The 12128-nt window shown below is 68.1% G+C and carries 8 protein-coding genes; 4 read left to right on the top strand and 4 right to left on the bottom strand.

Annotated elements, in window-relative coordinates; translation table 11 throughout:
- Positions 1-6: 6 nt before the first annotated feature.
- Both GORHZ_RS04655 and GORHZ_RS04650 read right to left on the bottom strand, forming a co-directional pair.
- On the bottom strand, positions 7-807 hold the full coding sequence (locus GORHZ_RS04655; protein WP_006330813.1) for a carbon-nitrogen hydrolase family protein: 801 nt from the start codon (positions 805-807) through the stop codon (positions 7-9).
- A gap of 5 nt (positions 808-812) precedes the next feature.
- A complete protein-coding gene (locus tag GORHZ_RS04650) occupies positions 813-2474 on the bottom strand; it encodes a flavin monoamine oxidase family protein (RefSeq protein WP_040530211.1) in 1662 nt (553 codons plus the stop codon).
- 142 nt (positions 2475-2616) lie between these two features.
- On the opposite strand from GORHZ_RS04650, the gene GORHZ_RS04645 reads away from it, so the two are divergent.
- The 4 genes from GORHZ_RS04645 (at position 2617) to GORHZ_RS04630 (ending at position 6675) form a co-directional block, all read left to right on the top strand.
- Positions 2617-2991, top strand: a complete 375-nt coding sequence (locus GORHZ_RS04645) for a VOC family protein (RefSeq protein WP_006330809.1) — start codon at positions 2617-2619, stop codon at positions 2989-2991.
- 202 nt (positions 2992-3193) lie between these two features.
- On the top strand, positions 3194-4525 hold the full coding sequence (locus tag GORHZ_RS04640; RefSeq protein WP_006330807.1) for a type I glutamate--ammonia ligase: 1332 nt from the start codon (positions 3194-3196) through the stop codon (positions 4523-4525).
- Positions 4526-4529: 4 nt separating this feature from the next.
- On the top strand, positions 4530-5654 hold the full coding sequence (locus GORHZ_RS04635) for an amidohydrolase family protein (RefSeq protein ID WP_006330805.1): 1125 nt from the start codon (positions 4530-4532) through the stop codon (positions 5652-5654).
- Positions 5655-5757: 103 nt separating this feature from the next.
- Positions 5758-6675 carry an AlbA family DNA-binding domain-containing protein gene (locus GORHZ_RS04630; protein WP_245551347.1) on the top strand — a complete coding sequence of 306 codons (918 nt, stop codon included), beginning with the start codon at positions 5758-5760 and terminating at the stop codon, positions 6673-6675.
- A gap of 99 nt (positions 6676-6774) precedes the next feature.
- Here GORHZ_RS04630 and GORHZ_RS04625 read toward each other — a convergent pair whose 3' ends face one another.
- Positions 6775-7893 carry an epoxide hydrolase family protein gene (locus GORHZ_RS04625; RefSeq protein ID WP_006330801.1) on the bottom strand — a complete coding sequence of 373 codons (1119 nt, stop codon included), beginning with the start codon at positions 7891-7893 and terminating at the stop codon, positions 6775-6777.
- Positions 7894-8142: 249 nt separating this feature from the next.
- Positions 8143-12099, bottom strand: coding sequence for a DNA-directed RNA polymerase subunit beta' (locus GORHZ_RS04620; protein WP_006330799.1), 3957 nt, complete (start codon positions 12097-12099; stop codon positions 8143-8145).
- Positions 12100-12128: the final 29 nt, after the last annotated feature.

Below are 12128 nucleotides of genomic sequence, written 5' to 3'. Positions count from 1 at the left end.
ACGACGTCAGTACAGCTCGGGCCGCCGGTCCGCGAGGTACGGGTAGTCCGAACGTGACCGCGCCAGCACCGCACGATCGACCTCGACGATGAGCAACTCCGGTCGCCGGCCGGCGGCGGCGAGCACTGCGCCGCTGGGCCCGACGACTTCACTGAGCCCCCCATACTCCAGATCGCCTTCGGTGCCACAGTAATTCGCGTATGCCACAAACGTCTGACTCTCCAACGCGCGGGCCGGCAGCAGGACCTGCTGCACGGCGTCGTAGTCGATCATGTTGGCGGTCGGCACACACACCACCTCGGCGCCGTGCACCGCCAGCGACCGCACCATCTCCGGGAACTCGACCTCGTAGCAGGTCAAGAGCCCCAGCCGCCACCCCGCGAGGTCTGCGACCGGCGGGGCGGTGTCCCCGGCGGCCACCATGCGGCGGTCCAGGTCGCCGAACAGGTGCGTCTTGTGGTGGGTCACCACCGGGTCGCCGCTACGGTCGACGAGACGGATCGCGTTGTACACGGTCCCATCGGCCGACGACTCCGGACACCCGTAGAGCACCGCGATGGCGTGCTCGCGCGCGATCGCAGCGACCCTGCGCGCGACGGGGCCGTCGACCGGGTCGGCCAACCGGCGGGTGGCGTCGGCACCGATGTCGTAGCCGGTCACCACCATCTCCGGGGTGATCAGCAGATCGGCCGCGGCGGACGCCGCGTCGGCGGCGGTGGCGGCCAGCCGCGCCAGGTTCTGCTCGACCTGTCCGGGTCGTGACTCGCACTGCCACAGCGCGATCCGCAGCTGCTCAGATTCGGACATCTCGGCTAGGCCCCGATGTCGATCGGCCCGAGCTCGGCGAATCGGTCACCCGGGCCGGGATTGTCGGGATGGCTGGCCCCGCCGAAATGGTGGAGCACACCCCACACCGCGTTGAGCGCGGTCTGCACCGCACCCTCTACCCAGGCCGGCATGAACGACACGTCGTCACCGGCAATGAAGATGCCGCGCTCGGCATCCGGCAGCCGCTCCTGCCCGTGGAAGTGGCCGTACATGCGGGTGTTGTAGCGGTAGTGCCCGGGCAGTGCCCCCTTGAACGCCCCCAGGAAGTGCGGCTCGTTCTCCCAGGACACCGTCAGCGGCCGCCCGACGATGTGCTCGGCGATGTCGACGTCGGGGTAGATCTTGCGCAGCGCGTCGAGCATCAACGACACCCGCTTCTCCACCGGATGGGGCAGCACCTTGAGCGCGTCGCTCATCCAGCTGTAGCTGAGGCAGATGACGCCGGGCCGGTCGGGTCCGTTGTCGAACAGGTAGGTGCCGCGGGTGAGGCGGTCGGTCAGCGTCATGCTGAGCACGTCGCGACCCGTGACCGGGTCGCGGTCGGTCCAGAACGGCCGGTCGACCATCACGAACGTCTTCGACGACTGCATGTAGCGGGTCCGGTCCAGCGCCATCCACAGGTCCTGGCTGAACAGGCTTTCGTCGCAGTCGATCTCGGTCGACAACAGCCATGCCTGACACGTCGCCACGACCGCCGGGAACTCGCGGGCATCCCCCCACCGGTCGACGACCTCGATGCGGCCGGGTCCGACCCGGCGGATCGCCGCCGCCCCGGCCCGCGGCACGCCGCTGTGCAGCGACGACAGACTCGTCCCGACCGGCCAGTGCCGGATGCGGGCCGGGCTGTCCGACCACAGCCGGCGCGGCACCTGCTCGACCCCACCGACGATCAGATGCTGTTCGGTGTCGCAGTTGGTGACCACCACGCGCAGGATCTCCAGCATCGAGTTGGCGAAGTCGGAGTCCCATCCGCCGGTGCCGAATCCCACCTGCCCGAACAGCTCTCGGTGCCGGAACGACAGCGAGCCGAACTCGGCGGAGGTGGCCAGGAAGTCGTAGAAGCTGCGGTCGTCCCAGTCGACGACGATCCGGTTCCACAACTCCTTGAGCCGCGGGACGTCGCGGGCGCGGATCGCCTCCTGCAGGGCCGAGAACCCGGCGATGCGTTCGAGGGCGCTGTCCCACGCCTTCTCGATCTCGGTGTAGATCGGCGGCAGATCCTCGAGGGTGCGGGCGTAGAGGGTTTCGCCGCCGAGATCGATGACCGTGCTGCCGGCCGCGTCGGTGAGCGGATTCGGGAACGGACGTGACCGCAGCCCGAAGGTGTCGACGTAGTGGAAGAACGTCGACGACGAGATCGGGAACCGCATCCCGCCGAGTTCGGCCACCTCCGGCTCGCCCGGCACGAAATGCTCCGACCGCAACCGGCCGCCGATCCGTTCGGGTTCATAGACCACCGGCCGCAATCCGATCTTCATCAGCTCGTAGGCGGCGACCATGCCGGCCATCCCGGCACCAATGATCGCGACCTCGGACCCGAGCGCATCGGCGGGCACCGACCCGATGCCCGCCGGATGGGTGATCCAGTCGTCGTAGGCGAACGGGAAGTCGGGACCGAAGATCGTCACGGGCCGGTCGGTGTACACGAGATGAGCGTATTGCCTGCCCGCGGCCCACGCGCGGAACTTCGATTCGGCCACCCCGGCCCACCATCGCGGACATCGGCTGTCCGCGATGGCGCGAAGACTGATCGGTACCAGAACCGCCACGCACGGAGAGGTGATCCCGATGGACTGGACACTGGAGGTCGCGTTCCTGCCCGTCACCGACGTGGACCGCGCCAAGGAGTTCTACACCCGCGTCGGCTTCCATCCCGACCACGACGCGTCGCCAGGCGACGGTGTCCGCTTCGTGCAGATGACGCCGCCGGGCTCGGGATGCTCGATCGCGTTCGGGACCGGCATCGTCGATGGCCCACCGTCGAACGTCGGCGCGTTGATGCTGTGTGTCTCCGACATCCGCGCCGCCCGGCAGCATCTCGTCGACGCCGGCGTCGACGTCAGTGAGGTCGACGTCCAGCAGTGGGGTCACTTCGTCTACTTCGACGACCCCGACGGCAACCACTGGAACGTGCAGTACCTGCCGTACCGCTTCGAGAACTGAGCATCGTCGCGCGATCGTGCCGGTTGTCCACAGCCGCCACGATCTGGTTCGGTCATCCACAGATCGAGCCGCACCCCGGTCGACGGCCCGTTCGGCGCGGATGATCGGAGCATGACCACGGACACGGCCACCCGCCACCGACGACCGGCGGTGTCGGCGGGTTCGCCCGCACCGGACGCGCCGATGCACGAGACTGAGAGGTATGTCGTCGCAGTCAGGGTTTCCCGGGGTCGAACCAACCGTACTGATCGGCACGATCGTCAATCCGGCGGGTCTGACCCTGGCGAAGGTGGTGCCGCAGACACGCGTTCCGGTGTTCGCGTCGTCGGGGCTGGGGGCCAGTCCGACGTGGCATGCGTTCACCATCGACCAGGGCGGTATTGCGTTCACCGATGCGATCGGCGTGGTCGGCGACCAGCGCATCAGGGTGGACCTCGACGCCATGGCGACCCTCGACCCGACGCTGGTGTGGGCGCCGGGCGAGTTCTTCGACCAGACCGGACAGCCCGTGCCGCAATGTGCGCGCGGCACGCTGCGCCGGGTGGTCGACCGGCTGGCCGAGGCAGGGCTGCGGGCGCTGGTCGGTCACGAACTCGAGTTCGTGCTGGTCGGTCCCGACGGCGGGCGGCTTCCGTCGGATCTGTGGGCTCCCTACGGCGCGGCCGGCGCGTTCGAGCACGAGGAGTTCGTGCGTGAGGTGCTGGCGGACTGCCGGACCGCCGGGGTCTCCGTCGAACAACTCCACCCGGAGTACGGCCGCAACCAGTTCGAGATGTCGCTGGAGCCGCGCGACCCGATCGCGGCCGCCGACCAGCTGGTGGTGGCACGGATCATCATCGGCCGGGTGGCGCGCCGGCACGGGATCCGGGTCTCGTTCTCCCCCAAGCCGTTCGCCGACGGTGTCGGTTGCGGGGCCCATCAGCACCTCTCGTTGTTCCGCGACGACGAACCGTTGTTCTCCGGGGGTGCGGGCACCGCCGGGATGACCGTCGACGGCGAGCATGCGGTTGCGGGGATCGTCGAGGACATGGTCGACCTGCAGGGCGTGCTGTGCGGGTCGGTGGTGTCGGGGTTGCGGATGCTGCCCGGCCAGTGGGCCGGTGCGTTCGCCTGCTGGGGGGTGGAGAACCGTGAGGCGGCGGTGCGGCTGATCGCCGCCGGCCCGGCGAGCCCGCGCGGCGCCAACGTCGAGGTGAAGGCGATCGACCCGTCGGCGAACGTCTACTTCGCGACCGCGGCCATCCTCGGTTCGGCGGTGGCGGGTATCGACCGGGCGGCGTCGTTGCCCCCCGAGGTCACCGTCGACCCGGCGAACCTCAGCCCCGAGCAGCGCGCCGACGCGCGCATCCGGCCGCTGTCGCACGATCAGCGGGCGATCGTCGAGGCGATGGACGCGTCGGCCCGGCTCCGCGAGACCCTCGGCGACCCGGCGGTGGACGCCCTGGTCGCGGTACGTCGCTACGAGATCACCACGTTCCCCGATCACACCCCGACGACGATCGCCGACCGGTTCCGGCTCGCGTGGAGCGTGTGAGGGGATGCCTGCGGCCGACGGGCGGATCGAGGAGCACATCGCCGGCCTGTCCCTCGTCGATCATCACGTGCACGGCTGCTGGACCGACGCACCCGACCGGGCGCGGTTCGAGAACGCGCTGAACGAGGCCAACACGGCGCCGGTGGCGGGCGACGACGCCCCGTTCGATTCGCAGCTCGGTTTCGCGGTCCGACGATGGTGCGCGCCGCTGCTGGGACTGGACCCGCACGCCCCCGCCGACGACTACTGGCAGCGCCGCCACGGCATCGCCGAACCCGAGCTCGCGCGCACGTTTCTGCGTGCGGCCGGGGTGAGCGACTGGATCGTCGATACCGGCCTGCCCGGCGTGGCCGACTCCGCGACGCTGGCGGCACTGTCGGGGTCGGCGACCCACGAGGTGGTGCGTCTGGAGGCGCTTGCCGAGGACGCGGCCGCGCGTGACGGCCGGTATGTGGCGGCGTTCGACGAGCTCCTCGCCGACCGCGCGCGGACGGCGGTGGGCACGAAGACGATCCTCGCCTACCGGGGCGGCTTCGACGGCGATCTGTCCGACCCGGACCCGCGGGAGGTGGAGGAGGCCGCCCGACGGTGGCGGGACGCAGGCGGCCGCCGGCTGACCGACCGCACCCTGCTGCGGTTCGGGCTGCACCGGGGGCTGCGGCTCGGGAAACCACTGCAGGTGCACGTGGGGCTCGGTGACCGCGACGCGGATCTGCACCGCACCAATCCCCTGCTGCTGCTGGATTTCCTGCGCGACAGCGGTTCCACTCCGGTGATGCTGCTGCACTGTTACCCCTTCGAACGCGAGGCCGGTTACCTGGCGCAGGCGTTCAGCAACGTCTACGTCGACGTCGGGTTGGCCGTGCATCATCTCGGGGCGCGGGCGCCCGAGCTGATCGCGCGCATCCTCGAGCTGGCCCCGTTCCGAAAGGTGCTGTACTCATCCGACGGATTCGGGCCGGCGGAACTGCACTACCTCGGCGCATGCCTGTGGCGGCACGCACTGGCCACCACGATGCGCCGCGTCGTCGATGCCGACGCCTGGAGCCTCGACGACGCGCTGCGGGTGTCCGAGCTGATCGGGTTCCGCACCGCCTGCCGGGTGTACGGTCTGCCGGTGCCCGCCTGACACGCCGGCTGATCCGGCCGGTGGGCACGCTACGATCCCGTCCGACAGCCCACCCCATCCACCCGCTCCAGCCACTCGCAACGGCTTCGACATACTGGTCACCGTGTACGCATCAGTGTCAGCAACCGGGTATGTGACCGCGAGTCCTCTGCAGTCGGCCCTCGAAGGCGCAGTCCCGGTGTGGATCACCGCCGGCGCTCTGGTGAGCGTGCTGGTGCTGTCCTGGCTGTTCGGCGGCGCGGCGCGGATGATGCTGCGCGGGCGGGCCCGCCTGAACACCACCACGTCGATGGTCGTCGCAATCCTGGGCACGGCGGTCGGCTTCATCCTCGCCGGCATCATCGACCCGACCCTGCACGTGTGGAGCGGCGTGTCCGTGGCGCTCGGCGTGGTCAGCGCGGTCTCGGCGGTCGCGGTGTACGGGCTCGTCGCCGCACGCTTCCAGCACACCGAACGCGCGTCGGTCGCCGAGCTGCTCGCCGCCGGCGAATCCGATCGGGTCGAGTTCAAGTCCACCGCCCGGATCAACATGCGTTCCGGCGAGAAGGACCCCCGGATGGAACTGATCATCGTGAAGACGGTGTCGGCGTTCCTCAACGCCGACGGCGGCACCCTGCTCATCGGCGTCGACGACGCCGGCACCCCGCTGGGTCTCGACGCCGACTTCGCCACGCTCAAGGTCCCCGACGCCGACCGCTTCGAGCTGTGGCTGCGCGACCTGTTCACCACGGCCCTCGGCCAGAACGCCGCCGCGGCGATCGGGGTCGCCGTCGAGACCGTGCGCGCCGCCGGCGGCCCGGCACCGGTCTGCCGCGTCACCTGCTCGCCATCGCCGCGTCCGGTGTATTTGCGCACCGGCAAGAGCACACCACCCGAATTCTGGTTGCGCACCGGCAATTCCACCCGCCAGTTGTCGGTCGACCAGGCCGCGGAATACATCATGCACCGCTGGCCGCTCGGCATCGGTTCGGCGGCCGCCGCCCAGGTCCGGGCGGCGGTGCGGTTCTCCACGGATCGCTGACCTGCAACGCCGATCCCGAGCCCCTTGGAGGCTCCCTGCGCGCCCCTCGGCGACGCAGACGTTTCCGTCATCATGATCTGGGCAGAGCAGCCGAGGGATCTACGCAGTCGCCACCGCGCGGTCGTCGTTGGTGGCCATCGGAACATCGACGAGGAAGAAGTCGCGAACGTCCTCGGCGAAGACGTCCGGTACCTCCATCGCGGCGAAATGGCCGCCGCGGTCGAACTCCGACCAGCGCCGGATGTCATAGCGCCGCTGCGCCAGTGGGCGGATGGATTGCGTGATGTCGTGGGCGAACACCGCGACGCCGATCGGGACCGGGCACGGCTCCACCCGACGTGGCGCGTCATGGTGCAGCCGCGCCGACGACGCCGCGGTCGCGGTCAGCCAGTATAGCGTGATGTCGGTGAGCATCCGCTCGTCACTGACCGGTGTACGCGGGTCCGTCCACTCTGCGAAGCGCTCGGCGATCCACGCCAGCTGACCGACGGGCGAGTCCGTCAATGCATAACCGATGGTCTGCGGCGTGAGCGCCTGCAGCGCCTGAAACGGTGGACGATTCGCCATCAACGTGCGCACCGTGTCCAGCCGGGCCTTGTCCTTCTCGGACAGTTCGAGGTCGGCGTCCGGGTCGGGCCGCGTTGGCAAGTAGTTGACATGCACCCCGACCACCCGCTCCGGTGCAAAGGCACCGAGTGCCAGCGAGATTCCCGAGCCGAAGTCCCCGCCCTGTGCCCCATAGCGTTCGTAGCCAAGCCGGCGCATCAGTTCGGCCCAGGCCCGCGCAATCCTGTTGATGTCCCAGCCACGCTCGTGAGTAGGGCCGGAGAAGCCGTATCCCGGGATGGATGGGATGACCAGGTGGAAGTCGCGCGCGAGCGGTTCGATGACATCGAGGAAGTCCAGAAAGGACCCGGGCCAGCCATGCGTCAGGATCAGTGGCATCGCATCGGGTCTTGAGGACCGCACGTGCACGAAATGTATTGAATGGCCATCGATCTCGGTGACGAAGTGGTCGAGTTCGTTGAGCTCGGCTTCGTGTACACGCCAGTCGTACCCGGTGCGCCAGTACTCGGCGAGTTCTCGCAGCCGGGTGAGCGGGAAGCCGTAGTCCCAGCCGGCGCCCTCGACCTCGTTGGGCCATCGGGTACGGGAGAGCCGGTCGGTCAGATCGTCGAGGTCGGCCTGTGGGATGTCGATACGGAACGGAGAGATCACTGTCGCGTCCAATCACGGGATTTAATTGGTCTCACCAACGTTGGTGAAACCAACCATAACCTCGATTCGTTGGCCGCGCCAACGTTGTAGGGTGACGCCCATGGAGGACACTCCCGAGCGGCCGGCCACGAAACCAGCCGGCTGCTGACCCAACTGGCAGCGCACGCGCACCGCAGCGACCGAACCTGGGCCACATGCGAACGGCCCCCGCACCTTTCGGGCGGGGGCCGTTCGTCGTAGAGCTACCGGCTACCGGTAGTCGCCACCGAATCCGTAGTCGTCCAGCGGCACCGCGGCACCGGCCGGGGCACCGAAGGTACCGTCCGGGGTGTAGTAGGTGTCGTCGTAGGACGGCACCGCGTACGCCGCGGCACGCGCCTCCTCGGTCGGCTGAACCTGGATGTTGCGGTACCGGTTGATGCCGGTACCGGCCGGGATCAACTTACCGATGATCACGTTCTCCTTCAGACCGATCAGCTTGTCGCTGCGGCTGTTGATGGCCGCATCGGTCAGGACACGCGTGGTCTCCTGGAACGACGCCGCCGACAGCCACGACTCGGTCGCGAGCGAGGCCTTCGTGATACCCATCAGCACCGGGCGTCCGGCGGCGGGCTCGCCACCCTCGGACACCACGCGACGGTTCTCCGACTCGAACTCGGAACGCTCGGTGAGCGAACCGGGCAGGAACTCCGTCGAACCCGAGTCGATGATCGTCACACGACGCAGCATCTGACGCACGATGGTCTCGATGTGCTTGTCGTGGATCGACACGCCCTGGCTGCGGTAGACCTCCTGGACCTCGTTGACCAGGTGGATCTGCACCTGACGCGGGCCCATCACGCGCAGCACCTCGTGCGGATCGGCAGCACCTTCCATGAGCTGCTGGCCGACCTCGACGTGGTCGCCGTCGGCGAGCAGGCGCTCGGTGCCGTCGTCGTGCTTGAACACGCGCAGACGCTGACGCTTCGAGATCTTGTCGTAGACAACCTCTTCCGATCCGTCATCCGGGATGATCGTGATCTTGTAGAAGCGGTCGTCGTCCTCGAGACGCACCCGGCCGGAGACCTCGGCGATCGGGGCCTTGCCCTTGGGGACACGTGCCTCGAACAGCTCCTGGACTCGCGGCAGACCACCCGTGATGTCCTCACCGACACCACCCTGGTGGAAGGTGCGCATGGTCAGCTGGGTACCGGGCTCACCGATCGACTGGGCGGCGATGATACCGACGGCCTCGCCGATGTCGACGAGCTTGCCGGTGGCCATCGACCGTCCGTAGCAGTGCGCGCACACACCGGTGCCGGTGGCACAGGTGAGCACCGACCGGACCTTGACCTCGGTGACGCCGGCCGCCAAGAGCGCCTCGATCGCCGGATCGCCCAGGTCGTGACCACGCTCGACGATGACGGTGCCGTTCTCGTCGACCGCGTCGGCGGCCAGCGTCCGCGCGTAGGTGGAGGTCTCCACGTGCGCATCGCGGATCAGGGTGCCGTCGGGCTGACGCTCGGCGATGGTCGTGATGATGCCGCGCTCGGTGTTGCAGTCGGTCTCGCGGACGATGACGTCCTGGCTCACGTCCACCAGACGACGGGTCAGGTAACCCGAGTCGGCGGTACGCAGCGCGGTGTCGGCCAGACCCTTACGCGCACCGTGGGTGTTGATGAAGTACTCCAGCACCGTCAGGCCCTCACGGAACGAGGACTTGATCGGACGCGGGATGAACTCACCCTTCGGGTTGGTCACCAGACCCTTCATGCCCGCCAGCGAGCGGATCTGGGTCATGTTGCCCGCCGCACCCGACTTCACGATCATCGGGATCGGGTTGTCGGCCGGGTAGTGGGCCTCCATCGCCTGACCGACCTCTTCGGTGGCCTGCTTCCAGATCTCGACGAGGGCGTCACGACGCTCGTCCGGGGTCAACGCACCGCGCTGGAACTTGCGCTCCAGACCGTCGGCGCGCTCCTCGTACTTGTCGAGGATCTCCGCCTTGTCCGGCGGCACCAGCACGTCGGCCATGGACACGGTCACACCCGAACGGGTGGCCCAGTAGAAGCCGACGTCCTTGAGCTTGTCGACGGTCTGAGCGACCACGATCATCGGATACCGCTCGGCGAGGTCGTTGATGATGACGGCCTGACGCTTCTTCGGCATCTGCTCGTTGACGAACGGGTACTCCACCGGGAGCAACTCGTTGAACAGCACGCGGCCCAGCGTGGTCTCGATGTCCCACGCCTGACCGTACTTCCAGCCGTCGGGGAACTGGTCGGCCTCGATCTCGGCCGGCGGACGCTGATCGGTCAGCCGCACCTTGATCCGCGACTGCACGGTGAGGGCACCGCGGTCGACGGCCATGATGGCCTCGGCTGGGCCTGCGTACACGCCGCGCTCGATGTCCTCGGACGTCGACGCCGTGAACTCGCCGACCGCGCCTTCGGTGAGCGTGGTCAGGTAGAACAGGCCGGTCACCATGTCCAGACGCGGCATGGCGAGCGGACGGCCCGACGCCGGCGACAGGATGTTGTTCGACGACAGCATGAGAATGCGCGCCTCGGCCTGCGCCTCCGCGGACAGCGGAAGGTGCACGGCCATCTGGTCACCGTCGAAGTCGGCGTTGAACGCCTCACACACCAGCGGGTGCAGCTGGATGGCCTTGCCCTCGACGAGCTGCGGCTCGAACGCCTGGATACCGAGGCGGTGCAGCGTCGGAGCACGGTTGAGCAGCACCGGGTGCTCGGCGATGACCTCTTCGAGGACGTCCCACACCGCGGGACGCTGACGCTCCACCATGCGCTTGGCCGACTTGATGTTCTGCGCCTGGTTCAGGTCGACGAGACGCTTCATCACGAACGGCTTGAACAGCTCGAGCGCCATCAGCTTGGGTAGACCGCACTGGTGCAGCTTGAGCTGCGGGCCGACGACGATGACCGAACGGCCCGAGTAGTCGACGCGCTTACCGAGCAGGTTCTGACGGAAACGACCCTGCTTGCCCTTGAGCAGATCGCTCAGCGACTTCAGCGGCCGGTTGCCCGGTCCGGTGACCGGACGACCGCGGCGGCCGTTGTCGAACAGGGCGTCGACCGATTCCTGCAGCATCCGCTTCTCGTTGTTGACGATGATCTCGGGAGCACCGAGGTCGATCAGTCGCTTGAGGCGGTTGTTGCGGTTGATGACGCGGCGGTACAGGTCGTTCAGGTCGCTCGTCGCGAAGCGACCACCGTCGAGCTGCACCATCGGACGCAGCTCCGGCGGGATCACCGGCACCGCGTCGAGCACCATGCCCAGCGGCGAGTTACCGGACTGCTGGAACGCGGCCACGACCTTGAGTCGCTTGAGCGCGCGCAGCTTCTTCTGGCCCTTGCCGGAGCGGATGGTCTCGCGCAGGTTCTCGGCCTCGGCCTCGATGTCGAAGCTCTCGAGGAGCTTCTTGATCGCCTCGGCACCCATGGCGCCGGTGAAGTACTCACCGAAACGCTCGTCGAGCTGGCGGTAGAGCTTCTCGTCGATGATCAGCTCGCCGGGGCTCAGCTTGGCGAAGCGGTCCCAGATCTCTTCGAGATCGTCGAGCTGACGCTGCGCCTGATCACGCATGCGCCGCATCTCACGCTCGGCACCGTCGCGCACCTTGCGGCGCACGTCGGCCTTGGCGCCCTCGGCCTCCAGCTCGGCCAGATCCTGCTCGAGCTTCTGCTGACGCTCGTTCAGGTCGACGTCGCGCTGGTCGGCGACCGCCTTCTTCTCGACCTCCATCTCGGCCTCGCGCGTCGACAGCTCCGCGTGGCGCAGCTCGTCGTCGACCGACGTGATGACGTAGGCGGCGAAGTAGATGATCTTCTCGAGATCCTTCGGCGCCAGGTCGAGCAGGTAGCCGAGACGGCTCGGCACACCCTTGAAGTACCAGATGTGGGTGACCGGGGCGGCCAGCTCGATGTGGCCCATCCGCTCACGACGCACCTTGGCGCGGGTCACCTCGACGCCGCAGCGCTCGCAGATGATGCCCTTGAAGCGCACACGCTTGTACTTGCCGCAGTAGCACTCCCAGTCACGAGTCGGTCCGAAGATCTTCTCGCAGAACAGGCCGTCCTTCTCCGGCTTGAGCGTGCGGTAGTTGATGGTCTCGGGCTTCTTGACCTCACCGTACGACCAGTTGTGGATGTCGTCGGCCGTGGCGAGACCGATCTTCAGTTCATCGAAATAGTTGACGTCGAGCACTATCTACCTTTCGGGCTCTTCTTGTCAGT

It is taken from the genome of Gordonia rhizosphera NBRC 16068, from assembly GCF_000298195.1.
Classification (GTDB): Bacteria; Actinomycetota; Actinomycetes; order Mycobacteriales; family Mycobacteriaceae; genus Gordonia; species Gordonia rhizosphera.
Note: the sequence above shows the minus strand (reverse complement) of the source record. Positions and strands in the feature narration are given on the sequence as shown.